The organism is Tabrizicola thermarum (genome assembly GCF_003574395.1).
In the GTDB taxonomy this organism is placed as follows: domain Bacteria; phylum Pseudomonadota; class Alphaproteobacteria; order Rhodobacterales; family Rhodobacteraceae; genus Tabrizicola; species Tabrizicola thermarum.
Genome location: NZ_QMJY01000070.1, coordinates 1 through 26,678 on the forward strand (window position 1 = coordinate 1; position 26,678 = coordinate 26,678).

At 67.0% G+C, this 26,678-nt stretch carries 27 protein-coding genes and 1 tRNA gene; 22 read left to right on the top strand and 6 right to left on the bottom strand.

What is annotated here, in order from left to right:
- Positions 1-209 precede the first annotated feature (209 nt).
- Positions 210-416: a cold-shock protein gene (locus D5084_RS09895; RefSeq protein WP_128515326.1), complete on the bottom strand. Its 207-nt coding sequence runs from the start codon at positions 414-416 to the stop codon at positions 210-212.
- A gap of 297 nt (positions 417-713) precedes the next feature.
- On the bottom strand, positions 714-1,499 hold the full coding sequence (locus tag D5084_RS09900) for an alpha/beta fold hydrolase (RefSeq protein WP_128515327.1): 786 nt from the start codon (positions 1,497-1,499) through the stop codon (positions 714-716).
- 463 nt (positions 1,500-1,962) lie between these two features.
- Between D5084_RS09900 and D5084_RS09905 the strand changes: the two genes are divergently transcribed.
- From D5084_RS09905 to D5084_RS09950, 10 genes are all read left to right on the top strand, one after another.
- Complete coding sequence (locus D5084_RS09905) at positions 1,963-3,564, top strand: ABC transporter substrate-binding protein (protein ID WP_128515328.1); 1,602 nt, start codon at positions 1,963-1,965, stop codon at positions 3,562-3,564.
- Between the two features lie 46 nt (positions 3,565-3,610).
- The gene (locus tag D5084_RS09910; protein WP_128515329.1) at positions 3,611-4,675 is read left to right on the top strand and encodes an ABC transporter permease; all 1,065 of its coding nucleotides are present in this window, start codon (positions 3,611-3,613) and stop codon (positions 4,673-4,675) included.
- Entirely contained in the window at positions 4,672-5,577 is a 906-nt protein-coding gene (locus D5084_RS09915) for an ABC transporter permease (RefSeq protein ID WP_128515330.1), read from the top strand. Before D5084_RS09910 ends, D5084_RS09915 begins: the two co-directional genes overlap by 4 nt.
- Positions 5,574-6,395 carry an ABC transporter ATP-binding protein gene (locus D5084_RS09920; protein ID WP_128515331.1) on the top strand — a complete coding sequence of 274 codons (822 nt, stop codon included), beginning with the start codon at positions 5,574-5,576 and terminating at the stop codon, positions 6,393-6,395. The genes D5084_RS09915 and D5084_RS09920 overlap by 4 nt, the downstream gene beginning before the upstream one ends.
- Positions 6,396-6,397: 2 nt before the next feature.
- A complete protein-coding gene (locus D5084_RS09925) occupies positions 6,398-7,174 on the top strand; it encodes an ABC transporter ATP-binding protein (protein WP_128515332.1) in 777 nt (258 codons plus the stop codon).
- The gene (locus tag D5084_RS09930) at positions 7,171-8,223 is read left to right on the top strand and encodes a dipeptidase (RefSeq protein WP_128515333.1); all 1,053 of its coding nucleotides are present in this window, start codon (positions 7,171-7,173) and stop codon (positions 8,221-8,223) included. Before D5084_RS09925 ends, D5084_RS09930 begins: the two co-directional genes overlap by 4 nt.
- Before the next feature lie 232 nt (positions 8,224-8,455).
- Complete coding sequence (locus tag D5084_RS09935; RefSeq protein WP_128515334.1) at positions 8,456-9,559, top strand: ABC transporter substrate-binding protein; 1,104 nt, start codon at positions 8,456-8,458, stop codon at positions 9,557-9,559.
- A 103-nt stretch (positions 9,560-9,662) separates the two neighbouring features.
- Positions 9,663-10,541: an ABC transporter permease gene (locus D5084_RS09940; protein WP_128515335.1), complete on the top strand. Its 879-nt coding sequence runs from the start codon at positions 9,663-9,665 to the stop codon at positions 10,539-10,541.
- A complete protein-coding gene (locus D5084_RS09945) occupies positions 10,538-11,320 on the top strand; it encodes an ABC transporter permease (RefSeq protein ID WP_128515336.1) in 783 nt (260 codons plus the stop codon). Before D5084_RS09940 ends, D5084_RS09945 begins: the two co-directional genes overlap by 4 nt.
- Positions 11,320-12,381: an ABC transporter ATP-binding protein gene (locus tag D5084_RS09950; RefSeq protein WP_128515337.1), complete on the top strand. Its 1,062-nt coding sequence runs from the start codon at positions 11,320-11,322 to the stop codon at positions 12,379-12,381. The genes D5084_RS09945 and D5084_RS09950 overlap by 1 nt, the downstream gene beginning before the upstream one ends.
- Positions 12,382-12,558: 177 nt before the next feature.
- Here the strand turns inward: D5084_RS09950 and D5084_RS09955 are convergent.
- Positions 12,559-12,633: transfer RNA gene (locus D5084_RS09955), tRNA-Thr, on the bottom strand.
- Between the two features lie 123 nt (positions 12,634-12,756).
- On the opposite strand from D5084_RS09955, the gene D5084_RS18370 reads away from it, so the two are divergent.
- Genes D5084_RS18370 through D5084_RS09965 form a run of 3 tightly spaced genes read left to right on the top strand, consistent with a single transcriptional unit; the run spans position 12,757 to position 14,671 of the window.
- On the top strand, positions 12,757-12,927 hold the full coding sequence (locus D5084_RS18370; protein ID WP_155523130.1) for a hypothetical protein: 171 nt from the start codon (positions 12,757-12,759) through the stop codon (positions 12,925-12,927).
- A 5-nt stretch (positions 12,928-12,932) separates the two neighbouring features.
- A complete protein-coding gene (murA, locus tag D5084_RS09960) occupies positions 12,933-14,201 on the top strand; it encodes a UDP-N-acetylglucosamine 1-carboxyvinyltransferase (RefSeq protein WP_128515338.1) in 1,269 nt (422 codons plus the stop codon).
- Positions 14,198-14,671 carry a DUF2948 family protein gene (locus D5084_RS09965; RefSeq protein ID WP_128515339.1) on the top strand — a complete coding sequence of 158 codons (474 nt, stop codon included), beginning with the start codon at positions 14,198-14,200 and terminating at the stop codon, positions 14,669-14,671. The genes murA and D5084_RS09965 overlap by 4 nt, the downstream gene beginning before the upstream one ends.
- Positions 14,672-14,677: 6 nt before the next feature.
- Here D5084_RS09965 and D5084_RS09970 read toward each other — a convergent pair whose 3' ends face one another.
- The 3 genes from D5084_RS09970 to D5084_RS09980 all read right to left on the bottom strand — a co-directional run bounded on the left by D5084_RS09970 (position 14,678) and on the right by D5084_RS09980 (position 17,281).
- The gene (locus D5084_RS09970) at positions 14,678-15,397 is read right to left on the bottom strand and encodes a sirohydrochlorin chelatase (RefSeq protein WP_128515340.1); all 720 of its coding nucleotides are present in this window, start codon (positions 15,395-15,397) and stop codon (positions 14,678-14,680) included.
- Positions 15,398-15,428: 31 nt separating this feature from the next.
- A complete protein-coding gene (locus tag D5084_RS09975; RefSeq protein WP_128515341.1) occupies positions 15,429-16,577 on the bottom strand; it encodes an aromatic ring-hydroxylating oxygenase subunit alpha in 1,149 nt (382 codons plus the stop codon).
- Positions 16,578-16,642: 65 nt separating this feature from the next.
- Positions 16,643-17,281: an SGNH/GDSL hydrolase family protein gene (locus D5084_RS09980; protein WP_128515342.1), complete on the bottom strand. Its 639-nt coding sequence runs from the start codon at positions 17,279-17,281 to the stop codon at positions 16,643-16,645.
- Positions 17,282-17,476: 195 nt separating this feature from the next.
- On the opposite strand from D5084_RS09980, the gene D5084_RS09985 reads away from it, so the two are divergent.
- From D5084_RS09985 to D5084_RS10025, 9 genes are all read left to right on the top strand, one after another.
- A complete protein-coding gene (locus tag D5084_RS09985) occupies positions 17,477-18,556 on the top strand; it encodes a LacI family DNA-binding transcriptional regulator (protein WP_128515343.1) in 1,080 nt (359 codons plus the stop codon).
- Between the two features lie 160 nt (positions 18,557-18,716).
- Positions 18,717-20,033 (top strand): ABC transporter substrate-binding protein, encoded by a 1,317-nt coding sequence (locus D5084_RS09990; protein WP_128515344.1) that lies wholly within the window; start codon positions 18,717-18,719, stop codon positions 20,031-20,033.
- Positions 20,034-20,090: 57 nt separating this feature from the next.
- On the top strand, positions 20,091-21,038 hold the full coding sequence (locus D5084_RS09995) for a carbohydrate ABC transporter permease (RefSeq protein WP_128515345.1): 948 nt from the start codon (positions 20,091-20,093) through the stop codon (positions 21,036-21,038).
- Positions 21,035-21,988, top strand: coding sequence for a carbohydrate ABC transporter permease (locus D5084_RS10000; RefSeq protein WP_128515346.1), 954 nt, complete (start codon positions 21,035-21,037; stop codon positions 21,986-21,988). The genes D5084_RS09995 and D5084_RS10000 overlap by 4 nt, the downstream gene beginning before the upstream one ends.
- A gap of 91 nt (positions 21,989-22,079) precedes the next feature.
- Positions 22,080-22,268: a hypothetical protein gene (locus D5084_RS10005; RefSeq protein WP_128515347.1), complete on the top strand. Its 189-nt coding sequence runs from the start codon at positions 22,080-22,082 to the stop codon at positions 22,266-22,268.
- A 1-nt stretch (position 22,269) separates the two neighbouring features.
- Complete coding sequence (locus tag D5084_RS10010; RefSeq protein ID WP_128515348.1) at positions 22,270-23,364, top strand: ABC transporter ATP-binding protein; 1,095 nt, start codon at positions 22,270-22,272, stop codon at positions 23,362-23,364.
- Complete coding sequence (locus D5084_RS10015; protein ID WP_128515349.1) at positions 23,357-24,349, top strand: ABC transporter ATP-binding protein; 993 nt, start codon at positions 23,357-23,359, stop codon at positions 24,347-24,349. The genes D5084_RS10010 and D5084_RS10015 overlap by 8 nt, the downstream gene beginning before the upstream one ends.
- A 13-nt stretch (positions 24,350-24,362) precedes the next feature.
- Complete coding sequence (locus D5084_RS10020; RefSeq protein WP_128515350.1) at positions 24,363-25,985, top strand: dihydroxyacetone kinase subunit DhaK; 1,623 nt, start codon at positions 24,363-24,365, stop codon at positions 25,983-25,985.
- Between the two features lie 252 nt (positions 25,986-26,237).
- Entirely contained in the window at positions 26,238-26,633 is a 396-nt protein-coding gene (locus tag D5084_RS10025) for a hypothetical protein (protein WP_128515351.1), read from the top strand.
- Positions 26,634-26,678 lie beyond the last annotated feature (45 nt).

Genomic DNA, 26,678 nt, shown 5'->3' on the forward strand with positions numbered 1-26,678 from the left:
ACCATCCAGATGCAACCCCCGCCGATCCATCCCAAACCCCATCCCAACCTCAGCTGTTGCGCTCCATTCTAGAGGTGAAGAATTGGTAACGCTTGGAGGGAGTGTCTGAAGCCCGACCTGCGCGGTGCACCCTGCCGGGCAAAAGAAAAAGGCGGGGGGATCTGCATCCCTCCGCCTTGCTGTTTCTGGTCCGGTCGGACCCGTCCGGCTTATGCCAGAGCGAGGTTCACGGCGGATTCGCGGCCGTTGCGGTCGGCTTCGACGTCATACGTCACGGCCTGGCCGTCATTCAGCTGGCGGATGCCGGCACGTTCCAGCGCGGTCACATGGACGAACACGTCCTTGGAGCCGCCCGCCGGAGCGATGAAGCCGAAACCTTTGGTGGCGTTGAACCATTTCACGGTGCCATTGGCCATCGTGATGTCTCCTGATATTGGGTGCCATCCGCGTCGTGCGATGGCTTGGCTCAGTGTCGTCAGAGTCGCAACTGAAGCCGTCAGGAAACAGAAGGTCGAAAGAAGAAGCTTCGCCAGACCCTGATAGACTTGATCTCTCGACATAGCAACCCCTTTCCTGAAAAACCTTGAAAGGCGCTGAGCTGCGCCCTCCCCCCCTTTTCGGGCCCGGTCGAACCCCGGCGGGATTGTCCACCTCGCCCCCCGTTTTTCAGGTCCTGGTAGCGGTCGCCGATGCGGTGGCGCGGGCGGGATCGGTCAGAGCAGCACCTCGGTCAGGAAGGCGGTGACGGGGCGGTTCACGGCAGGCGGGTCCTCGGCCAGCGCCATGTGGCGCAGGCCCTTCAGGATCACCAGCCGCGCGCGGGGGATTTCCCCGGCGATGGCCATGCTCATCGCGGGGTTGTTGCCGTGGTCCTCGTCGCCGGTCAGGACCAGCGTCGGGACGGTGAGGGGCGGGTCGGGGGCCACGATCTCTTCCACCCCATGCGCGAGGATGCGGTAGAGTTTGACATAGACCTCGCGCCGGTTCGACAGGAGCCAGCGGCGCGTCAGGTCCATCAGGTCGGGACGGCTGGTCTGCGCGGTCTCGGTATACCAGCGTTGCAGCGCCAGTTCGACGGTGGCCTCGGGGCCCTCCGCCTCGGCCTGGGCGAGGCGGTAGAGGATGGCGCCCTGCTGTTTCTCGGTGCGACGGTGGGCGGAGTGGAGGACGACGAGGGCCGTGGTGCGGTCGCGGTGGTCCTGCGCGAAGCGGCGGGCGATCATGCCGCCGAGCGAGAAGCCGACGACAGCCGCCCGGTCGATGTCGAGGTGGTCGAGAAGGCCGGCCAGCTGGTCCGACAGGTCCTTCAGGGTCGGTTGCCCTTCGGGCGGGGCGGTCTGCCCATGGCCGATCAGGTCATAGGTCAGGACGCGGAAATTCGTGAGCTCGGGGATCAGCCACTGCCAGACGGCGCGGGTCAGCCCGAGGCCGTGGATCAGCGCCACCACGGGGGCGTCCTCGGGGCCGGTCAGGTCGTAGGCGGTGCCGTTGAAGGTCATGGGCGTGTCCGATGGCTGTGGGGTTCCGATGTGCCATTCCGTGCGGGGTCGGCAAGCCGATTCCTCGACAGATCATGGCGACTGTCCGGCAGCGTCGGCGGGAAGGCGGCCAAGGTCGAGATGCGGTTTTTCGCCATGGGTGCAGGCCAGCCGACGAAAAACCGCCGGGGAAGGTCGGTGCTCACCGGCGCAGTCCGGGGCCTTGCCATGGGGTCGAGCGCAGAGCGCGGGGGCGCCCTGTGCAGGCCCTGCGCCAGCCCCGGGACCTGCGCGGGGGCATCGAAAGGGCCGCCCCGCCCGCAGCGCCCCGACACCGCGCGCAGGGCGGTGCGGCCGGGCGAAGCGCAGAAAAGTGCGGATAGGCCGCAGGTTAGCCATTGACTCCGGCGTGCCGCTTTCATCCAATCCGGGCAGGATCTGACGCTTGGCGGCTCCTCAACAACTGTTCACAGGGAGATGGACGATGCACCTGAAGCATGGATTTGGCCGTGCGGCGGCACTTGCCGCGCTGATGGCGGGGGCGGCACCCATGGCACTCATGGCCGCAACTCCGGCGGATACGCTGGTTGTGGCCGATGCCATCGACGACATCGTGTCGATCGACCCGCATGAAGCGTTCGAGTTTTCGGGCGTGGACCTGAACAACAATGTCTATGACACCCTGATCGAGCTGGACCCGACCAAGCCCGGCGAGCTGGTTCCCGGTCTGGCCGAAAGCTGGTCGGTCGCCGATGACGGGATGACCTATACCTTCAAGATCAAGTCGGGGATCACCTTCTCGTCCGGCAACCCGCTGACGGCGGAAGATGCGGCGGGCAGCTTGCGCCGGGTGGTCAAGCTGAACAAGACGCCGGCCTTCATCCTGACCCAGTTCGGCCTGACGCCGGAAAACGTGGATCAGATGATCACCTTCGAGGGCGACACCGTCACGCTGAAGACCGACAAGGCCTATGCGCCCTCTTTCGTCTACAACTGCCTGACGGCGGGTGTGGCGAACATCGTCGACATGAAGACCGTGATGTCTCACGAGGTCGACGGCGACATGGGCAATGCCTGGCTCAAGGCCAACAGCGCGGGGACCGGGGCCTATGTGCTGAAATCCTTCAAGCCGAACGAGGGCTATGTGCTGGAACGCCGCGAGGGTCACTGGCGCGGCGATGCGCCGATCAAGACCGTCTTCATGCAGCATGTGCCCGAAGGCGCGACCCAGCGGCTGCTGCTGGAAAAGGGCGACATCGACATCGCCCGCGAGATGACGCCCACCGACATCGCAGGCGTCTCGGGCAATCCCGACATCAAGGTGCAGACCGACGTCGGCGGGCAGATCTACTATCTGGCGCTGAACCAGAAGAAGCCGGAACTGGCCAACCCGAAGGTGCGAGAGGCGATGCACTGGGCCATCGACTACCAGGGAATGACCGACACGATCCTGAAAGGCCAGTGGGTCGTGCATCAGAACTTCCTGCCGCTCGGCTTCCTGGGGGCGCTGGATGAAAACCCCTATTCGCTGGACATCGAGAAGGCCAAGGCGCTGATGGCAGAAAGCGGGCTGACCCTGCCGATCAGCGTGGGCTTCACCGTGCGCAACAATCAGGAACGGCTGGACATCGCCACCTCGATCCAGAACACCTTTGCCCAGGCCGGGATCAACCTGGTCATGGACGTGGGCGACGGCAAGCAGGGGCTGGAGAAGTATCGCGGCCGCCAGCATGACATCACGCTGCAGACCTGGGGCCCGGACTATCCCGACCCGCATACCAATGCCTCGACCTTCGCGCTGAACCCCGACAACTCGGACGAGGCGAACGCCACCGGCTACCTCGCCTGGCGGACCGCCTGGGATCCGGGTGCCGAGCTGAACGCCGAGACCGAGGCCGCCGTGGTCGAGAAGGACAGCGCCAAGCGGGCCGAGATGTATGCCGACATCCAGCGCAAGGTGCGCGACAATTCGGCCTTCGTGCTGATGTTCCAGCAGGCCCGCCAGGACGCGATGCGCGCCAATGTGAACGGCTTCCACGCCGGTGGGGCGACCGATTCGGCGTCCTACTGGACCGTCACCAAGTAAGCGACCGGGCCGCCGCCCGAAATTCCGGCGGCGGCCCTTTTCCCGCATGACCTCGACACCCGTCCCGCAGCCCCGCAACCGTCTGCTTGCGCTTGCAAGGCAGGTCCTGCTTGGGCTTGGCGGCCTGGCCATCACCCTGCTTGGCCTGCTGCTCATCACCTTCATAATCGCCCGCGTCGTGCCCACCGACCCGGTGCTGTCGATCGTCGGCGAACGCGCCACCCAGGCGCAGATGGAGGCGATCCGCGTCAAGCTGGGCCTTGACCTGCCGCTGTGGCAGCAGTTCGCCATCTATGTCCGGGACGCGCTGCGGGGCGACCTGGGCACGTCGATCCGCACCGGCCAGAGCGTCGCCGCCGAGATCGCGCGCTATTTCCCCGCCACGCTGGAGCTGGCCACCCTGGGCACGATCTTCGGCACCCTGGTCGGCGTGCCCGCGGGCGTGCTGGCCGCGACCCGTCCCGGCAGCCTTGCCGACCAGATCGTGCGCGTCGTCGGGCTGATGGGCTATTCGATGCCGGTGTTCTGGCTGGGGCTGATCGGCCTGCTGGTCTTTTACGGACAGCTTGACTGGGTGTCCGGGCCGGGGCGGCTGGACCCGGTCTACGACATGCAGATGGAGTTCACGCTGACCTCCTACACGGGCATGATCCTGATCGATTCCGCGCTGAACGGCGCCTGGGACGTGTTCCGCAATGCCGTCAGCCACATCGTGCTGCCTGCCGGGCTACTGGGCTATGTCTCGATGGCCTATATCAGCCGGATGACCCGCAGCTTCATGATGAACGAGCTGTCGCAGGAATACATCACCACCGCCCGCGTCAAGGGGATGCCGGAATGGCGGGTGATCTGGGTCCATGCGATGAAGAACGTCGCCGTGCCGCTGATTACCGTCATCGCGCTGTCCTACGCCTATCTGCTGGAAGGCTCGGTCCTGACCGAGACGATTTTCGCCTGGCCGGGCCTCGGCAGCTATATCACCGATGCGCTCTTTGCCGCCGACATGCCCGCCGTGCTGGGCGGGACGGTGGTGGTGGGCGTGGTCTTCGTCACGCTGAACATGGCGTCCGATATCCTCTACCGGCTGGTCGATCCGAGGGCACGGGCATGAGCACGTTGCGCGCCTGGCTGTCCGACCCCAACCCCGCCTCGCGGCGGCAGGCCCGGCTGGGTCAGGCCTGGCTTGCCTGGCAACGCATCCGGCGCAACCGGCTGGCGATGGCGGGGCTGGTGATCGTCGGCATCCTGCTCTTGGTCGCGGCCTTCGCGCCGCTGATCGCGCCGCATGATCCGCTGGTGCAGGACCTGTCGCGCCGCCTGCTGCCGCCCGGCACGCCCGGCAACCTTCTGGGCACCGACGATTTCGGCCGCGATATCCTGAGCCGCATCATCTACGGCGCGCGGATCACGCTTTACATCGTCGCGCTGGTCGCGGTGACCGCGCCGGTCATCGGCCTGTTGATCGGCACGGTCGCGGGCTATTTCGGCGGCTGGATCGACGCGACGCTGATGCGGCTGACCGACATCTTCCTGGCCTTCCCCCGGCTGATCCTGGCGCTGGCCCTGGTCGCCGTTCTGGGGCCGGGGATCGAGAACGCGGTCCTGGCCATCGCGCTGACCGCCTGGCCGCCCTATGCCCGGGTGGCGCGGGCCGAGACGCTGACTGTCCGCTCCTCGGACTATATCGCCGCGATCCGGCTGCAAGGCGCCAGCGCGCCCCGGATCATCGCGGGCCATGTGGTGCCGATGTGCCTGCCCTCGGTCATCATCCGGGTCACGCTGGACATGGCGGGGGTGATCCTGATCGCGGCGGGGCTGGGCTTTCTGGGCCTTGGCGTCCTGCCGCCGACGCCGGAATGGGGGCTGATGATCTCGTCGGGCCGGAAATACCTGTTCGAGCAATGGTGGGTCGCCACCATGCCGGGCCTTGCGATCTTCATCGTCAGCCTTGGCTTCAACCTCTTGGGCGACGGCCTGCGCGATGTCCTGGACCCGAGGAGCGCGTCACGATGAGCCTGCTGGAGGTGAAGAACCTGCGCGTCACCTTCGACACCGAGACCGGCCGGGTCGAGGCGGTGCGGGGCGTGTCGTTTTCGCTGGGGCATGAACGGCTGGGGATCGTGGGCGAAAGCGGGTCCGGCAAGACGATGACCGGGCGGTCGGTCCTGCGCCTTGTCCGCCCGCCGGGCCGGATCGAGGCGGATGCGATGACCTTCGACGGGCAGGACATCCTGCATGCCTCGGAACGCGAGATGCGCGCCCTGCGCGGCAAGCGGATCGGCATGGTGATGCAGGACCCGAAATACAGCCTGAACCCGGTGATGACCGTCGGCCGCCAGCTGACCGAGGGCCTGCGCCTGCGCGACGGGCTGGGCCGGGCCGATGCCACCGCCAAGGCCATCGCGGCGCTGGAGGCGGTGCAGATCCGCGACCCTGCCCGCGTGATGGAGGCCTATCCGCACGAGCTGTCGGGCGGGATGGGTCAGCGGGTGATGATCGCGATGATGCTGATCCCGGAGCCGGAACTGCTGATCGCCGACGAGCCGACCTCTGCGCTGGACGTCACCGTGCAGGCCGAGGTGCTGGCGATCCTCGACGGTCTGGTGCGCGACCGGGGCATGGGGCTGATCTTCATCAGCCACGACCTGCGGCTGGTCGCCCGGTTCTGCGACCGGGTTCTGGTGATGCACAAGGGGCTGGTGGTGGAAGAGATCGAGGCCGCACATCTGATGGAGGCGCAGCATCCCTATACCCGGGGCCTTCTGAACTGCCTGCCCCGGATCGGCGGCCCGCGCGCGCCCCTGCCGGTGCTGGATCGGGCGGGGTTCTGACCATGGCGCTGATCGAGATCGAGAACCTCAGCGTGACCTTCCGCGCCAAGGGCCAGGAGGTGCGCGCCGTCCGGGACGTCAGCCTGTCGGTGGGGGCGCAGGAAAGCTATGGCCTTGTCGGCGAAAGCGGGTCGGGCAAGTCCACCATCCTGCGGGCGATCTGCGGCATGGCGCCGGTCACCGGCGGGACGATACGGATCGGCGGGCAACCCGTGCCCACCCCGCGCGGGCGGGCGTTTTCGGCGCAGGTGCAGATGGTCTTCCAGGACCCCTACGCAAGCCTCCATCCCCGCCACACCATCGACCGCACCCTGTCGGAGCCGCTGGCGATCCACGGGATCGGCGACCGCGATGCCCGCGTGGTGCAGGCGCTGACCGATGTGGGCCTGCCCCCGGCCTTCCGCTTCCGCTATCCGCACCAGCTTTCGGGCGGCCAGCGCCAGCGCGTCGCCATCGCCCGCGCGCTGATGCTCCGGCCCAGGATCCTGCTCTTGGACGAACCGACCAGCGCGCTGGATGCCAGCGTGCAGGCCGAGGTGCTGAACCTTCTGAACCGCCTGCGCGCCGAACAGGGGCTGACCTTCCTGATGGTGTCGCATGATCTGGCCGTGATCGACCACATGTGCGACCGGATCATGGTGCTGCAACACGGCCGGACGGTGGAGGAGATCGCCCATGCCGACCTTGCCGCCGCCCGCATGACCACGGCTTACGCCCGCAGCCTGTTCGAGGCCAGCGCCGACCGGATGCTGGACGGCCCGGTGGAGCCCGCGCGATGATCCCGGTCTTCGACGGCCACAACGACCTGCTTCTCCGCCTGCTTCTCGACCCCGACCGGCGCGAGGAGATCTTCCTGACCGGCGAAGGCAAGGGCCATCTCGACCTGCCCCGGATGCGGGCCTCGGGCTTTGCGGGCGGGTTCTTCGCGATCTACCTGCCCTCGCCAGTCGCGCATGATGACCCGGACTACCGGGCGCAGATGCAGAACCCGCCCTATGCCCTGCCCCTGCCCGAACCGATTCCCTTTGCCGAAGCCGTGACCCCTGCCCTGACCGCAGCGGGCCATCTGCTGTGGATGGAACGCGCCTCTGCCGGCGCGCTGAAGGTCTGCCGCACGGGCGCAGAGGTCCGGGCCTGTGTGGCGCAGGGCACCATCGCCGCGATCATGCACATGGAGGGCGCCGAGGCGATCGACGAAAGCCTTGATGCGCTGCACCTTTTCCACGCGATGGGCCTGCGATCCCTGGGGCCGGTCTGGTCGCGCCCGACGATCTTCGGCCATGGCGTGCCCTTCGCCTACCCTTCCAGCCCCGACACCGGGCCGGGGCTGACCGAGGCGGGCCAGCGGCTGGTGCGGGAATGCAACCGGCTGCGGATCATGCTGGATCTCAGCCACATGAACGAGGCCGGGTTCAACGACGTTGCACGCCTGTCCGATGCGCCGCTGGTCGCCACCCATTCCAACGCCCACGCGCTCTGCCCCTCGTCGCGCAACCTGACCGACCGGCAGCTGGCGATGATCCGCGACAGCGGCGGGATGGTGGGGCTGAACTTCTCGGTCTCGTTCCTGCGCTCGGATGGCCGCCAGCTGGCCGAAACCGGCTGGGACCCGATCCTGCGCCAGATGGACCATCTGCTGGACCGGCTGGGCGAGGATCACCTCGGCTTCGGCTCGGACTTCGACGGCTGCACCACGCCCGAGGTGATCGGAGACGTGACGGGCCTGCCGCGACTGGTGCAGGCGCTGGCCGACCATGGCTTCGACCGGCCGCTTCTGGAGAAACTGGCGCATGGCAACTGGTTGGCGCTTCTGGACCGGACGTTTTAGCCGATGTCTCGCCCCCGAGTTGTGCGCCCGGAACCAGCCCCCGGTCGATCGGACCGACGGCGGCCACGGTTGGCCATTGACTCCTGTCCGTCGCCTGCGTCCAATCGCGACGGGAGCAAGCCCGGACCCTGTGACCGGCCGGCCAGGTTTGCGGCATCGCCGGACATGGACTGTCACAGAACCTTCTCAAACCCGCGATAAGCGCGGTCGGACAATGGAAGAGGATACCAAAATGAACATGAGAACTGCGCTTGGAGCGACTGCGAGCCTGGTGGCCCTGCTGTCGGCCACGACGGTTTCCGCCCAGTCGCTTGCCGAGATCGAGGCCGCTGCGAAGGCCGAAGGGATGCTGACCACCATCGCCCTGCCGCATGACTGGTGCGGCTATGGCGACGTGATCGCCGGTTTCAAGGCCAAGTATCCCGAGATCAGCGTCAACGAGCTGAACCCCGATGCGGGCTCGGCCGACGAGATCGAGGCGATCAAGGCCAACAAGGACAACAAGGGCCCGCAGGCGCCCGACGTGATCGACGTGGGGCTGGCCTTCGGGCCGCAGGCCAAGGCCGAAGGTCTGACGCAGGCGTACAAGGTCGCCACCTGGGACGAGATCCCCGAGGGCATCAAGGACGCCGATGGCCATTGGTATGGCGACTATTACGGCGTGATGTCCTTCCTGGTGAACAAGGACCTGGTGCAGAACGTCCCGCAGGACTGGGCTGACCTGCTGAAGCCGGAATATGCCGGGCAGGTCGCCCTGGCCGGCGATCCGCGCGCCTCGAACCAGGCGATTCTGGCGGTTCTGGCTGCCGGCATGTCGACCGGTGCCGCGCCGGGCGAGGCTGCGGGCAAGGCGGGGCTCGAGTTCTTCAAGCAGCTGAACGATGCGGGCAACTTCGTGCCCGTGATCGGCAAGGCGGGCACGCTGGCGCAGGGCACCACGCCCATCGTCATCATGTGGGACTACAACGCGCTGGCCGCCCGCGACACGCTGGCCGGCAACCCCCCGGTCGAGGTCGTGGTGCCGAAGTCGGGCGTTCTGGCCGGTGTCTACGTCCAGGCGATCAGCGCCTATGCGCCGCAGCCCAATGCCGCGAAACTGTGGATGGAATATCTCTACAGCGACGAGGGACAGCTCGGCTGGCTGAAGGGCTACTGCCACCCCGCGCGCTTCAACGCGATGGTCGCCGCCGGCAAGGTTCCGCAGGACCTGCTGGACGCGCTGCCCCCGGCTGCCGCCTACGAGGCCGCCTATTTCCCGACGCTGGAAGAAGTGGACGCGAACAAGGCCGCCGTCACCGGGGGCTGGGATGCCGTGGTCGGCGCCAACGTCCAGTGATCTGACCTGATCCTCACCCGCGCGCCCCGGTTGATCCCGGGGCGCGCGGGACGTTTTCACCGGGGCCGCCAGACGCCCCGGGAGCCTTGCAGACGGGGAACCGATGTCCGAACCAGCAATGCGCCGCCCGGTCCGATGGCGCCTGCCTCTCGAATGGCTGGGCATCCTGCCCTTCGTGGCGTTCGCGCTTCTGTTCCTGATCCTGCCGACGATGAAGATCGTGATCGGCGCGTTCCAGACCTCGGACGGCAGCTTCACGCTGCAGAACCTGATCGACCTCAACACCGATTCGATCCGCAACGCCTACTGGACCTCGATCAAGCTGTCGCTGATCACGGCCTTCCTGGGCTGCGCGGTCGGCTTTGCCATGGCCGCTTCGGTGGTGTTCGGCGGCCTGCCCAGGCGCCTGCGCGGCCCTCTGCTGACCTTTTCCGGTGTGGCGTCCAACTTCGCGGGGGTGCCGCTGGCCTTCGCCTTCATCGCCACCCTTGGCCCGGCCGGTCTGGTGACGCTGTGGCTGAAGACCGAATTCGGCATCAACCTGCGCGCCTATGGCTTCAACCTGTTGTCCTTCTGGGGCCTGGTCGTCACTTACCTCTTCTTCCAGATCCCGCTGATGATCCTGATCATCATCCCCGCGCTGGACGGGCTGAAACGCGAATGGCGCGAGGCCGCCGCAGTCCTGGGCGCCACGGGCGCGCAATACTGGCGGATGGTGGCCCTGCCGATCCTGTTCCCCTCGCTTCTGGGGACTTTCGCGCTTCTCTTCGCCAATGCGTTCGGGGCGGTCGCCACCGCCTTTGCCCTGACCGGACCGCAGCTGAACATCGTGCCCATCAAGCTGTTCGCCCAGATCCGGGGCGATGTGCTGGGCAACCCGAACCTCGGCTATGCGCTGGCCTTCGGGATGATCGTCATCACCGGGCTGGCCAACGTGACCTACATCGTCCTGCGGACCCGGTCGGAAAGGTGGCTCAAATGACCCGCGTCCTGGCCTGGGGCGCCTTTCTTGGCGGCTGCCTGTTCTTCCTGTTGCCGCTGATCGGCATGACCGAGTTCAGCCTGAAGATGCGCCGGGGAGAATATTCCTTCGACGCCTACCGCCGCGTGTTCGAGGATCAGCGCTTCTGGGACACCTTCGGCTATTCGCTGATCCTCGCGGGGGCGACCATCGTCGTCGGCGTGCTTCTGGTGGTGCCCACCGCCTACTGGGTGCGGCTGAAACTGCCGCAGGCCCGCCCGGTGATCGAGTTCATCACCCTGCTGCCGCTGGTCATCCCGGCCATCGTGATCGTCTTCGGCTATATCCGGCTCTACAACACCTCGTCGGTGCTGCCGCTGACCGGCTCGGCCCTCGGCACCGACATCCTGCTGACCATGGGCTATGTCACGCTGGCCCTGCCCTACATGTACCGCGCCGTGGATACCGGCCTGCGGACCATCGACGTTGCCACCCTGACCGAGGCGGCGCAAAGCCTTGGCGCGGGCTGGATCACCATCCTCGCGCGGATCATCCTGCCGAACGTGCTGGTCGCGGTCCTGTCCGGGGCCTTCCTGACCCTTGCCATCGTGATCGGCGAATTCACCATGGCGGCGCTGTTGAACCGCCCCGCCTTCGGCCCCTTCATGCAGCTTCTGGGCGCCAATCGCGCCTATGAGCCGCCCGCGCTGGCCGTGATCGCCTTTGCCATCACCTGGGGCTGCATGGGGCTGATCCAGCTGGTCACCCGCTTCTCGAAACACGAAAGGGCGAAAGCCTGATGGCCTTTCTTGACCTGAACAACCTGGAAAAGACCTTCGGCACGAACCGGGTCGTCAAGGACTTCACCCTCGGCATCGAAAAGGGCGAGTTCGTGTCCCTGCTTGGCCCCTCGGGCTGCGGCAAGACCACGGTGCTGCGCATGGTCGCGGGGTTCGAGACGCCGACTTCGGGTTCCATTCGGATCGACGGGCAGGATGTCACCGGCCAGCGCACCAACCAGCGCGCCATCGGCATGATGTTCCAGGCCTATGCGCTGTTTCCCAACATGACCGTGGCCGACAACGTGGCCTTCGGGCTGAAGGTCAAGGGCGTGCCGCGCGACGAGCGCGAGGCCCGCGTGACCGAGATGCTGCGCCTGATCGGCCTGCCCGACAAGGGCGGGTCCTACCCGTTCCAGCTCTCGGGCGGCCAGCAGCAGCGCGTCGCCCTGGCCCGCGCCCTTGCCCCCCGCCCCCGGGTCCTTCTGCTGGACGAGCCGCTGTCGGCGCTGGACGCCAAGGTGCGGGTTTCCCTGCGCAACGAGATCCGGGCGATCCAGCGCGAGCTGGGGATCACCACGATCTTCGTCACGCATGACCAGGAAGAGGCGATGTCGATTTCCGACCGCATCGTGGTGATGAACGGCGGCATCGCCGAACAGGCCGGCGCGCCGTTCGAGATCTACAACAACCCGCGCACCCGGTTCGTGGCGGGCTTCGTCGGCACTCTGAGCACGTTCTCGGCCACTGTCGAGGACGCCGAGCAGGGTCTTCTGGCCATTGCGGGACAAAGGCTTGCCGTCGCCAAGGGCGCGATTGCGGCGCAGAACGGGGCCACGGTCACGGTGGCGCTGCGCCCCGAGGCGATCCACCTTGGCCACGCCGAGGGCCGCGAAGTGGTGCTGCCCGCCACGATCGAAGAGGTCCATTTCCTGGGCTCGGTGATCCGCGTCCGCGCGCGCGTGGCAGACACGGTTGTCGCGCTGGACACGTTCAACCGGCCCGACCAGCCCCCGCCCCCTCAGGGCAGCGCGGCGGACATCAGCTTTGCCGCGCGCGATCTGATCCTGTTGCCGCAGTAGGGTCGGCAGGTCACGACCCTGATCGGTCCCACAAACCCCGCCCGTCCTGCATCCGGTCCGCCAAGGACGGCAAGACGGGGTCCTGGCAAGCTGGCACGCCTGCCGCAGTGAACAGACTTGAGGAAAATCACCGGAATGCCCCGGCTTTTCGGTCTGCCCGTCAGTCAGGGGGATGGATGGTGCTGCAAGAGAGGATTGAACTCTCGACCTCTCCCTTACCAAGGGAGTGCTCTACCACTGAGCTACTGCAGCGCCGTTGGTGGGCGGGTGATTAGACGCAATCGATACGACGCGCAAGAGGGTAAGGGCAGGAAATCCCGCACCGACCTGCCCCGTCACTGGACCCCTGCCGGACCTTGCGCTAGAAGGGCCGCCATGCGTGAGCCATCGGACCCCTCGCCTGGCGAAAAGTCCCGGACCCTCAAGCGACCGGCCAGCCGGGAAGACCGGCTGAAGGCGGCGCTCAAGGCCAACATGGCGCGGCGGAAGGCACAGGCAAGGGCACGCGACGCCGAAGATGCGTCCGGCGACAGTGAAAAGGATTAGGGCAGATGGATTCGATTCTGGTGCGCGGCAACGGGGCCCTGTCCGGCGCCATCCCGATCGCGGGGGCGAAGAACGCCTGCCTGACGTTGATGCCCGCGACCCTGCTCAGCGATGAGCCGCTGACGCTGACCAACGCGCCGCGCCTGTCGGACATCCGCACGATGACGCAGCTTCTCCAGTCGCTCGGCGCGGAAGTGGCCAGCCTGCAGGACGGGCTGGTGCTGGCGCTGTCCAGCCATTCGATCACCAATTTCAAGGCCGACTACGACATCGTCCGCAAGATGCGCGCCTCGATCCTGGTGCTCGGCCCGATGCTGGCCCGCTATGGCCATGCCGAGGTGTCGCTGCCCGGCGGCTGTGCCATCGGCGCGCGGCCGGTGGACCTGCACCTCAAGGCGCTGGAGGCGATGGGGGCGACGCTGGACCTGCGTGACGGCTATGTCCATGCCAAGGCTCCCGGCGGCCGGCTGAAAGGCGCGGTGGTGGAGTTCCCCTTCGTCTCGGTCGGGGCCACGGAAAACGCGCTGATGGCTGCGACTCTGGCCCACGGCACCACGGTCCTGAAGAACGCCGCCAAGGAACCCGAGATCGTCGATCTGGCGCGCTGCCTGAAGAAGATGGGCGCCAGGATCGAGGGCGAGGGGACCGCGACCATCACCATCGAGGGCACCGACCGCCTTGGCGGGGCCACGCATCAGGTGGTGACCGACCGGATCGAGCTTGGCACCTACATGCTTGTCCCCGCGATCTGCGGCGGCGAGGTGGAATGCATCGGCGGCACCCTGGATCTGGTCGGGGCATTCGCCGAGAAACTGGAGGCGGCGGGGGTCAGCGTGACCCAGACCAACCGGGGCCTCAAGGTCAGCCGCAAGAACGGCCGGGTGACGGCGGTGAACGTGACGACGGAACCCTTCCCCGGCTTTCCAACGGACCTGCAAGCGCAGATGATGGCGCTGCTCTGCACCGCCGATGGTGTTTCGGTTCTGGAAGAGAAGATCTTCGAGAACCGCTTCATGCATGCCCCGGAACTGATCCGCATGGGCGCGAAGATCGACGTCCACGGCGGCACGGCCACGGTGACGGGGGTCGAAAAGCTGCGCGGCGCGCCGGTGATGGCGACCGACCTGCGCGCCTCGGTCTCGCTGATCCTGGCGGGGCTGGCGGCGGAAGGCGAGACGGTCGTCTCTCGCGTCTATCACCTCGATCGCGGCTATGAGCGGGTGGAAGAGAAACTCCGGGCCTGCGGCGCGCATATCGAGCGGATCCGGGCATGACGGATGCCCGGTTCGAAGAGGGCGGCGAAGCCCCGCTGCGGCTGATCGCGCAGGATGCCGAGGACCTGAAGGTCATCTCGGCGCTGGTGCAGGATGCCGTGCTTCCCGTGACGGAACTGAAATATGACGCCAGGCGCCGCCGCTTTGGCCTCATGCTGAACCGGTTCCGCTGGGAGGACCGGGCCGAGGCCGAACGGGTCGGCCGCGCCTATGAACGGGTGCGGTCGGTCATGGTGGTCGAGGATGTGCTGCGGGTGCAGACGCAAGGGTTCGACCGGGCCGACAAGGACCTGATCCTGTCGCTGCTGTCCATCGACTTCACCCCCGGCGCGGATGGCGCGGGGCGCCTGACGCTGGTGCTGGCGGGCGACGGCGCGATCGCGCTGGAGGTCGAGGCGCTGGACGTGCGGCTGGACGACGTGACCCGGCCCTACCGCGCGCCCTCGGGCAAGGTGCCGCGCCACGACTAGGCGGCCTCAGGCCGCGGCGGTTCTGGCCCAGCGGCAGCTGCCCGGGCAGACCGCCTGCCCCCGTTCGATCGCCGCCGCGATGATCGCGGGCACCCTGTCGTCCAGCCCGACAGGCGGCAGGATGCGGCCCGTGAACCCCGCTTCGGCCAGCGCGGCGGGGATGTCGTCGCTGACATGCCCACCTTCGGCGGCAAAGAACGGCAGGCAGACCCCTGCCCCGCCGGGCAAGGACGACAGCTGCGGCTCCTGGTCGATGAAGCCCGCCTCGGCGGCAATCCCCGTCTCGGCTGCGATCCGCCCCGCCACATGCCGGGCGATGTCGGACGGCACCGGCGACTTGAACGACCCATGCGCGGCCAGGATCACTCGGCCCGCCCCCGCCTCCCGCGCCAGGGTCACGCAGAGGTCATGCACTGCGGGATCGCAGCCGAAAGGCTCGAGCACCGTCCAGCCCCCCGGGCCCACCACCGCGCCCGCCTCGGCCAGCCGCTTCGGGATCTGGACCCTGGTGAACCAGCCCCCGGCCATGAACATCGGGAAGACCACGCCCCCTGGCCGCCCGGCCACCGCCTGCGCCACCCCGCCCGCCTCGGCCAGGGTCGCGGCGCGCACCTCCCAGCCCGCAAGCAGCGCCTGAACTCCGGCCGCCAGCGTCTCCAGCGCGGCCGCCGCAGGGCGCGGGTCAGAGGGTTGGCCATGGGCCAGGATCAGGGCGGTCCGTGTCATGCCGGCCAAGGTGACGCGGGCGGGGCGAAGGTCAAGCCCCGGTGCCGGCTCCGGGCATCCGCCCCGCGACATAGCGCGCGAAATCGTAGTTCGGGCGTTCCAGATGGCTTAACGCGCCGGGGCTGGACAGCCCCGCATTCAGGCCCTTCCACACCCGCTCCACGCAGCCCTTGTCCTCGGCGTTCACGTCATCCAGCAGCGCCCGCAGCGCGGCGAAATGCCGATCGGCCTCGGGGTCGGCACACCAGTCCGCGCTCATGCCCCCGCCGAACAGCACCTTGACCCAGCCCGGCCCGTCCGGCGTCAGCGAGAGATACCAGAAATACCCCGGCGTCAGGGTGATGAGCAGCGAGGGGTAGATCGCCAGCAGCCAGGTCACCCGCCGCTGGTCGCCCGCAAGCCGGGTGTTCGACGGATGGGCCAGCGCCAGCGGCACGGTGTCGTTCTTCACGATCCAGTGGTAATTGAACGCCTCTTCCCCGGCCGGACATTCCATCAGGTTCAGATCGCAGGACCCGCCGATGGTGCCCGCATGGCAGACCGGCAGGTGATAGCTTTCCATGAAATTCTCGGCCAGGACCTTCCAGTTGGTGTTCCAGCGGAACTCCTCGCGGAAGCCCTCGCGGTAGGTCGCCATGTCCAGATGCCCGACCAGCCGTTCCACCCCCGCCAGCCGCCTTGCCACCGGCGGCGCCTCGGGGTTCAGCGTGACCATGATCCAGCCCAGCCAGTCCTCGACCCGGACCCGGGGCAGCGTCACGTCCTCCTTGCAGAACCCCTCGTTGCGCGCCATCGCCGGGGCACCGCGGAGAGAGCCGTCAAGGTTGTAGGTCCAGGCGTGATAGGGGCAGACGATCGACCGCACATTGCCCCGGCCTTCCAGCAGGGTGCTCATCCGGTGGCGGCAGACGTTCGACATCCCCCGCAACGCGCCGTCGCGGTCGCGCAGGATGATGACCGGCTCGCCGGCGATCTCCATCGTCAGATAGTCGCCGGGGTTCGGCAGCGCATCCGCCCGCCCCGCACACAGCCAGTCCCGCGCAAAGATGTGGCGCCGTTCCGCCTCGGCAAAGTCGGGCGAGGTGTAGACCGATTTCGGCATCGCCCGCGCGCGCTCGAACGGGACCGAGACATTGGCGCGCAACTCGGCGATGGCAAGCGCTGGGTCGTGCTGGGTCATGTCGTCCTCATCTCGTCTGGCGGATCGTCCGTGCTGCCCGGGCAAAGGGCCAATGCCCGGCCGCGTCAGGGGAAATGCGCCCGGATCGCGGCGGCGACGGCCTCGGCCAGTGCCGGGTTCGCCTCGGCATCATAGTGGATCCCGTCGATCGGCGATACCGTCACCACCTCGCCCGCGTCCAGAAACGGCACGCCCACCCGCGCGGCGGCCTTGCGCAGCTCGGCCGCGAGGCCTTGCGACTTGGCCGCCCCGCCCGCGAACATCTGCGCCAGACAGCCCACCTCGACAATCGGCGGCGGGCAGATCAGAAGCACCCCCGGCGCCCCCTGCCCCGGCCCTGCACCCGACCCCAGGATCACCCGCACCAGCCGTTCCAGCGACAGCGCGATGTCCGCGGCATTGACGGAAAACCGTTCCTTCAGGTCATTGGTGCCCAGCATCACCGCCACCACATCCAGCGGCCGGTGGCTTTCCAGAAGTGCGGGCAGCACCGTCAGCCCGTTGCGATGCGCGCCCTCCACCGGGTCGTCATGCACCGTGGTGCGCCCGGGATGGCCCTCCTCGATCACCTCCCAGTCCGGCAAGAGCTTGCGCAACCGCCCCGGCCAGCGTTCGTCGCGGCCAAAGCGGCCCGCCGCGCCAAGATCCGGCAAGGGCATCGTGCCATGGGTGTTGCTGTCGCCGAAAAGCAGCAGGCTGCGCATCGTGGTCCCTCCCCCTCGCGTGGGAAGACCGAACCGCAACTGGCCCGCGCCGTCAACCGGATCGCCGCGCCGGTCGGCCATGGGCGCGCGTGACCGGACGGCCAGTCCGCCGCATCGACAGCGGGGAGTGAACCAAACCGATTGACGTACCTCAGAGCACTGTCGATAGTTGGGACCACTCTTCCGGGGTCTGCCGTGCGGCCAACCGTCAACGACATCGCGCGCGAGGCAGGGGTCAGCCTTGCCACCGTCGACCGGGTCCTGAACGCGCGCCCTGGCGTGCGGGAAAAGACCATCAAGGCGGTGAACGATGCGATCGCGCGGCTGGGCTATGTCCGCGACTTGAGCGCCGCGAACCTTGCCCGCAGCCGCACCTACCGCATGGCCGTTGTCCTTCCCGACACGGAAAGCCAGTTCGTTCAGACACTTGCCGACACTTTCCGCGAAGCGGGCCATCTGGCCGCCACCACGCGGATCGACCTGACGCTGCATCGCTTTCCCTCCGAGGACCCGCATGCGCTGGCGGCAATGCTGCTGGAGCTTCCCGCCCGGGGCCATGCGGGCGTGGCGCTGATGGCGCCGGAAACGCCGGTGCTGCGCGATGCCGTCCGCGCGCTGCGGTCCCGGGGCTTGCCCGTCGTCGCCCTTGTCTCGGACCTGCCGAACACGGCACGCGATCATTTCATCGGCACCGACAACCGCGCGGCCGGGCGAACGGCCGGCGTGCTGATGGGCCGTTTCCTCGGCGGCGGGCCGGGGCAGGTTCTGGTCCTCGGCTCGTCGCTGCTTGCGCGGGACATGATCGAACGCCGTCGCGGCTTTGACGAGGTGATGCTGCGCGACTTTCCGGGGATCGAGGTGCTGCAATCGCTGGAAACCCATGGTTCGGGCCGCACCCTGCGCCAGGTCGTGACCGAGATGCTGGCCAATGCCCCCGATGTCCGCGGCATCTACGCGATGGGCGACGGGCACCGCGCCTTGACGCAAGCCCTTCAAGAGATGGGGCTTTCCGGCAAGCTGACCGTGATCTGCCACGAGTTGACGCCCCACACCCGCAAGGCGCTTCTGGCCGGAGAGATCACCGCCGTCATCGCCCAGAACCCCGGCCATCTGGCCCGTTCGACCCTGCGCGTCCTGCGCGCCAAGGTCGACAACCTGCCTCTGGACGAAGGCCAGGAGCAGATTCGAATCGAGATCGTCCTGCGCGAAAATCTGCCGCCCGGCCCGGATGACAGCCGCGATTCGGCGACCGGCCTGCCCGCCGCTGCCCCCTGACCGCCGACCTCAAATCGCTTTGAGCGGGACATGCACCACGAAATGAGGTACGCACCTCAAAATTGCTTGCCAGCCGCCCGCCCCCGCGCCTATCGTGATCGCAGTCCAAGAAGGCCCGGCATCCGCACGGGTCCGCCATCACACCAATCGGGAGGATTGCATGTCACGGAAGACGCTCGTCGCGACTGCGGCGCTGGGGCTTGTCTGGGCCGCTCAGGCCCATGCGCAGGCCAATGAACTCACGCTGTGCTGGGCCGCCTGGGACCCGGCCAACGCGCTGGTCGAACTGTCGAAGGATTTCGAGGCGCAGTCGGGCACCAAGATGAAGTTCGAATTCGTGCCCTGGCCCAATTTCGCCGACCGGATGCTGAACGAACTGAACTCGGGCGGGCAGCTTTGCGACCTTCTGATCGGCGACAGCCAGTGGATCGGCGGCGCGGCCGAGAACGGCTGGTATCTGAAGCTGAACGACTTCTTCGACAAGGAAGGCATCAGCATGGACGATTTCGCCCCGGCGACCGTCTATGCCTATTCCACCTGGCCGAAGGGCACGCCCAACTACTACGCGCTGCCCGCCATGGGCGATGCGAACGGCTGGTTCTACCGCAAGGACTGGTTCTCCCGCCCGGAAATCCAGGCCGCCTTCAAGGAGAAATACGGCCGCGACCTGGCGGAACCCAAGACGCAGAAGGAGCTGCTGGAAATCGCCCAGTTCTTCCAGGGCCGCGAGATCGACGGCAAGACGGTCTACGGCGCCTCGATCTTCACCGAACGCGGATCGGAAGGCATCACCATGGGCGCGACGGGTGCCCTGTATGCCTGGGGCTTCAAGTATGAAAACACCCCCGGCAAGTATGACATGGAAGGCGCGGTGAACAGCCCGGCCGCGGTCGAGGCCCTTGAATTCTACAAGGAGCTTTACAAGACCGCGACGCCCCCCGGCTATGACAACGCCTACATGGAACAGTCGCTCGACGCCTTCAAGTCGGGCCAGGTCGCCATGGCGATGAACTGGTTCGCCTTCTTCCCCGGCCTCTATGCCGACCCGAACGTGGGCGGCGACAAGATCGACTTCTTCGTCAACCCGCCGCAGAACGTCGCGGGCTCGACTCTCGGCGGCCAGGGCATCAGCGTCGTCGCCAACACCGACAACATGGACGGCGCGCTGGCCTACATCAAATGGTTCGCCCAGCCCGACGTGCAGAAGAAATGGTGGTCGATGGGCGGCTATTCCTGCCACAACGCGGTGCTGAACGACCCCGGCTTCAAGGACAGCGCCCCCTTCGCCGGCGACTTCCTCGAGGCGATGGCGAGCGTCCAGGATTTCTGGCAGGAGCCAGCCTATGCCTCGCTGCTGCTGGCCATGCAGGAACGCCTGCACAACTACGTCGTGGCCGACCAGGGCACCGCGAAAGAGGCGCTGGATGGCCTGATCGCGGACTGGACCGAAATCTTCCAGGACGAAGGCAAGCTCTGACCCGCCTTTGCGGCGCGCCGGACCCCCGGCGCGCCCACCCCGCGCAGGATCCCCGCCATGACCCAGACTCCCATCGACCGACTGGCGCGGGCCACCCCGCCAACCCTGTCGCGCAAGGTGCGCGGCCTGTCCGACCGGGCGATCGCCTGGATCTTCGTCGCCCCCACCATCTTCCTTCTCCTGGCGATCAACATCTTTCCGCTGATCTGGACGGTCCGCCTGTCCTTCACCAACTTCGCGGCCAACAAGCCGAACGCCGAGGTGAAATGGGTCGGCCTGCGCAACTATGAACGCGTGCTGACCGACGAAGGCATCTGGGCCAGCATGACGACCACGGCCCATTTCCTGATCTGGACGCTGTTCTTCCAGGTCGTCATCGGCTTCACCCTCGCCTGGCTCATCAACCGGAAATTCAGGGGCAACGATCTGCTGACCACGCTGATCGTGCTGCCGATGATGCTGTCTCCGGCGGTGGTGGGCAACTTCTGGACCTTCCTCTACCAGCCGCAGATCGGCCTGGTGAACTATGTCGTTGAACTCTTCACCGGCACCCCGGCCAGCAGCTTCTCGATGCTCGGCCCCGGTGGTCTGGCGCCCTGGGCGATCGTCATCGTCGATACCTGGATGTGGACGCCCTTCGTGATGCTGATCTGCCTGGCCGGTCTGCGGTCGATCCCCGACTACATCTATGAGGCGGCCGAGATCGACCGCGCCTCGAAATGGCGGCAGTTCTGGACGATCACCGTGCCCATGGTGCTGCCCTTCCTGATGCTGGCGGTGCTGTTCCGGGGGATCGAGAACTTCAAGATGTTCGACATGGTCGCGCTGCTGACCGGCGGCGGCCCGGGCAACGAAACGCTGCTGACCTCGATCGACCTCAAGCGCGAGGCCTTCGAGAAATGGCGCACCGGCTATTCCTCGGCCTACGCGATCATCCTCTTCGTCACGGTCTTCGGCCTGGCCTCGATCTACGTCAAGGCCCTGAACAAGGTGAAGGAAAGATGAGCAACCTGTCCTCCAGCTGGTCCGTGACCGAGCCCTCCCGGCTGTCCAAATGGGTCGCGGGCGTGGTGGTCGTCCTCTACACCTTCATCACCCTGCTGCCGCTGGTCTGGATCATCTCGACCGGGTTCAAGTCGGGGCAGGATTCCATCTCCTATCCGCCGAAAGTGGTGTTCGAGCCCAGTCTTGAAGGCTACGTCAACCTTTTCACCACCCGCACCCGCGTTGCGGCGGAAGAGTTCCAGAAACTGCCGCCGGCGGAAACCTGGTATGATCAGATCGTGCGCGATCAGGGCATGGTGATCGCCGGCCCCTCCCGGTTCGGCGAACGCTTCATGAACTCGGTCATCATCGGCTTCGGCTCGACAGCCCTGTCGATCTTGCTTGGCACGCTGGCCGCCTATGCCTTCAGCCGCTTCAAGGTGCCCTTGAAGGACGACCTGCTGTTCTTCATCCTCTCCACCCGGATGATGCCCCCCATCGCCGTCGCCATCCCGATCTACCTGATGTATCGCGAGCTCGGGCTTTCCGACACGCATCTGGGCATGATCCTGCTCTATACGGCGGTGAACATCTCCCTCGCCGTCTGGCTGCTGAAAGGTTTCATCGACGAGATCCCGCGCGAATACGAAGAGGCCGCGCTGATCGACGGCTACACCCGCTTTCAGGCGTTCCGCAAAGTGGTGCTGCCCCAGGCCGCAACCGGCATCGCCAGTACCGCGATCTTCTGCCTGATCTTCGCCTGGAACGAATATGCCTTCGCGGTCCTTCTCACCTCCGGCAATGCCCAGACCGCGCCGCCCTTCATCCCCACGATCATCGGCGTCGGCGGCCAGGACTGGCCCGCCGTGGCGGCCGGGGCGACCCTGTTCCTTCTTCCCGTGATGATCTTCACCATCCTTCTGCGCAAGCACCTGTTGCGCGGGATCACCTTCGGAGCGGTGCGCAAATGACCGCGATCCTCATCCCGTTCATCTGTCCCCAAATATCCCCGCCGGAGGCACCCGCCCGCAGCCCGAAGCGCACCGCTGACAGGAGAGCGCCATGACCGGCTTCCTCACCGGCCTCCTCCGCCTCCGCCGCGGCCCCTGGGAGATGCTGGCCACGATCCTGATCGCGCTGGGCGTGGTGATGCTGATGCAGCCCTTCTTCCTCTGGGCCTACACCTGGTCCTTCCTCGTGACGCTGGTCGGCACGGTGATGTTCATCGTCGTCTCGCATTTCCCGGAATAACATGGCCGAAATCGTCATCCGCAACCTTCGCAAGGACTTCGGCGCCTTCACCGCCGTGAAGGGCTCTTCCTTCACCATCCGGGACGGCGAGTTCTTCATGCTGCTCGGCCCCTCGGGCTGCGGCAAGACCACCACCCTGCGCATGATCGCGGGGCTGGAGCTTCCCACCTCCGGCGAGATCCTGATCGACGGCGAGGACGTGTCCATGCGCCCCGCCAGCCAGCGCGACATTGCGATGGTGTTCCAGATGTTCGCGCTCTACCCGCACATGAACGTGCGCAAGAACATCGCCTATCCCCTTGTCTCGCAAGGCGTCCCCAAAGCCGAAGTCCGGCGCAAGGTCGCCGAGGTCGCAAAGATCCTGCGCATCGACCATCTCCTGGACAAGGGCGTCGGCGGCCTGTCGGGGGGCGACCGTCAGCGCGTGGCGCTGGGGCGCGCGATCGTGCGCAACCCCAAGGCCTTCATGATGGACGAACCGCTCGGCGCGCTGGACGCCGAATTCCGCGAGATCATGGCCGAGGAGCTGCGCGCGCTGCACGACCGGATGCACGCGACCACCGTCTACGTCACCCACGACCAGCTGGAGGCGATGCAGATGGGCGACAAGATCGTGGTGATGAACCACGGCGTCGTCGAACAGTTCGGCACCCCGCAGGACATCTACGACCACCCCGCGACGCTCTTCGTCGCCGATTTCATCGGCAGCCCCGCGATGAACTTCCTGCGCTTCGAAGGCCAGGCCCCCGCCGGGGCCGGGACGATCACCCTCGGCGATCACGCCCAGCCCCTCCCCCGACTTCAGGAACCCGCCGCCGGAGCCCTCGTCCTCGGCGTCCGTCCCGAACATGTCGCGCTCTCCGACACCGCCCCCCTCAAGGGCCGGATCGAGGCCGTCGAATATCTCGGCACCACCCAGATCGTCACCCTCTCCACCCCCTTCGGCATGGTGAAGGCCCGCACGCCCTCGACCCTGCCCGCGCGCGTGGGGGACCTGACCGGCCTTGCCCTGAACGCACCCCGCCTGTCGCTCTTCGATGCCACCACCGGCCGCGCCTTCCGCACCGCCGCCAATGCCGGGGTCCATCATGGCTGAGGTCACGCTCTCGAACCTGTCCAAGTCCTATGGCGCGACGCAAGCCCTAAGCGACGTCACCCTCACCATCCCCGACGGCGCCTTCGTCGTCCTCCTCGGCCCGACGGGCGCGGGCAAGACCACCACGCTGCGCCTCATCGCCGGCCTCGACAGGCCCGACGCGGGCGACATCCGCATCGGCGGGGCATCCGTCCTGGCCGACACCCCCGCCCAGCGCGACGTGGCGATGGTCTTCCAGCAATATTCGCTCTATCCCCACCTGACCGTGCGCGAGAACCTGGCCTTTCCGCTGCGGTCCCCCATGATCGCGATGCCGGAACCGCAGATCGCGCAAAGGGTGAAGGAAGTCGCCGAAGTCCTTCGCATCCCCCACAAACTCGACAACAAGGCCACCGCGCTTTCGGGGGGCGAGATGCAGCGCGTCTCCATCGGCCGCGCCCTCGTCCGCAACCCGCGCATCTACCTGATGGACGAACCGCTCTCCTCGCTCGACGCGAAACTCCGCGCCGACCTGCGGATCGAGCTGAAACGCATCCACGCCGACATGGGCGCGACCTTCCTCTACGTCACCCACGACCAGATCGAGGCGATGACCATGGCCACCCATGTCGGCGTCCTCGACCAGGGCCGCCTCGCCCAGTTCGGCACCCCCCGCCAGATCTACGAGGAACCCGTCACGGCTTACGTCGCCTCGCGCCTCGGCCAGCCGCACATCAACCTGCTGCCCGCCGATGCCTTCGGGGCCGCGCCCCCGAACGCAGCGCAGATCGGCCTGCGCCCCGAACACATCCATGTCGGCGAAGGGCAGGAGGCCACGATCACCCGTGTCGAACACCTCGGCGACCAGACCCGCCTGCACCTCGCTCTCGGCCCCCACAGCCTCATCACCCTGACCGAGCCGCACACCCCCCTGAAACCCGGGCAGACCCTGCACATCCGCCCGATGAACCCCCTCTGGTTCGATGCCTCCGGCACCCGCATCTGAAAGGCCGTTCCCCATGAAACAGTTCATGAATTCCCGCGAGAGCCTCGTCACCGAAGCCATCGACGGCCTGCTCAGAACCGGCGCGGGCAAGCTGGCCCGGCTTGACGGTTATCCCCATATCCGCGTCGTGATCCGCACCGACTGGGACCGCTCCAAGGTCGCCCTCGTCTCCGGCGGCGGGTCCGGCCATGAACCCTCGCACGCCGGTTTCGTCGGGCAGGGGATGCTGACAGCGGCCGTCTGCGGCGACGTGTTCGCCTCGCCTTCGGTGGATGCGGTGCTGGCCGGCATCCTTGCCGTCACCGGCAAGGCGGGCTGCCTTCTGATCGTCAAGAACTACACCGGCGACAGGCTGAACTTCGGCCTCGCCGCCGAGCGCGCCCGCGCCTTCGGGCTCAAGGTCTCCATGGTCATCGTCGATGACGACATCGCCCTTCCCGACCTGCCCCAGGCCCGCGGCGTGGCCGGAACCCTCTTCGTCCACAAGATCGCCGGAGCGATGGCCGAATCCGGCGCCGACCTCGACACCATCACCGCCGCCGCCCAGACCGTCATCAAGGGCGCCGTCTCCATCGGCATGTCGCTGGACACCTGCACCGTCCCCGGCTCTCCCAAGGAGGACCGCATCGGCGCGGGCAAGGCGGAACTCGGCCTCGGCATCCATGGCGAGGCCGGGATCGAGCAGGTCGATTTCTCCGGCGCGCGGTCGGCCATGCAGATGGTGGCCGGGAAACTCCTGCCCCACACCGGGCCGGGAGACCACGTCGCCCTTCTCAACAACCTCGGCTCCACCACGCCCCTGGAGATGTCGGTCCTGGCCGAGGAACTCGCCCGCTCGCCTCTCGGGGCCAAGGTCAAGTGGATGATCGGCCCCGCGCCGCTGATGACTTCGCTCGACATGCACGGCTTTTCCGTCTCGCTGCTGCCGGTGGACCACGCCCAGGTCACCAGCCTCGCCGCCCCCGTGGCCCCCCACGCCTGGCCCGGCCTTTCGCCCTTCGGCCAGGTCGCCGTGCGCCCCCTGCCCGATGGCCTCGCGCCGATCCAGCCCGTGCCATCCGCCCACCCCGCCCGCCGCGCGCTGATCGAACGCTGCTGCAAGGCCCTGATCGCCGTAGAATCCGACCTGAACGCGCTGGACGCCAAGTCCGGCGACGGCGACACCGGCAGCACGCTGGCCGGGGCGGCCCGGGCGCTGCTGGCGGCGCTGGACCGTCTGCCGCTGGCCGACCCGACGCAGCTTTACCGCGCCATCGGCATGGAACTGTCGCAGACCATGGGCGGTTCGTCGGGAGTCCTCCTCGCCATCTTCTTCGCCGCCGCCGGCGACGCCTCCGCGTCCGGAAAAACCTGGATCGGAGCCCTTACCGCAGGCCTCGACCGCGTGATGCAGGTGGGCGGAGCCGCCCCCGGCCACCGCACCATGATCGACGCGCTTGCCCCCGCGCTGGCCGCCCTCCCACAGGGACTGGCCGCCGCAGCCAGGGCCGCCCGCGAGGGCGCCAACGCCACCGCCCAGATGACCCGCGCCAAGGCCGGCCGGGCGAGCTACCTCGCCGCCGACAAGCTCAAGGGCCACAACGATCCGGGGGCTGAAGGGGTGGCGCGGTTGTTCGAGGATCTCGCCAAAGGCTGACGCCTTTCCCCACCGGGTATCCCCGCCTCACCTGTCATCCCCGCCCCACCTGTCATCCCCGCGAAAGCGGGGATCCACGTCTGCGACCAGCGTCACTATCGTAGGGTGCGCTACATCGTAGGGTGCGCTACAGCGCACCTCCCCCCATCAGAATATCGTACTGAAACACTGAACTAGATCGTCTGCTATAGTATTTGCGGCACGACCGACGACAGCATAGTGTATTGTAGAATGTCGTCGCAAGGTGATGGAATGAATAGACTATTCGCAGCCCTGATGCTCTGTTCCTATGGCATGGCGGTTTCGGCGCAGGTCAACTCTCTCGTGACCGACGGTAGCCGCCCGTTCGCCGAAGGCATCCTAACCGGATACATTGTGCAGGACCGCGGCCGAACGGTATGCACCGACCCGTATGTCATCGGGCGATACATCTCTTGCACCGATACCATTCGAATGGATGGGAACGAGTGGCGTGCTGAAAGCACAACACAAGTATGGGTCAATACAAATGGGGTCCTTGGTGCAATGATCGTGATTGATGCCAAAGGCCGCGTCGTTTGCACCGATCCGACGGTTAGCATCAAGTTTCGCGGCCCAGAAAGCTACGTCGTTGATGCTGTCCCTGAGCTTGGTGTAGGTTCTGGCTGAGGTGGTCACCGGCGATGTTCCGGTAGGGTCTGGTTGCTGACACCA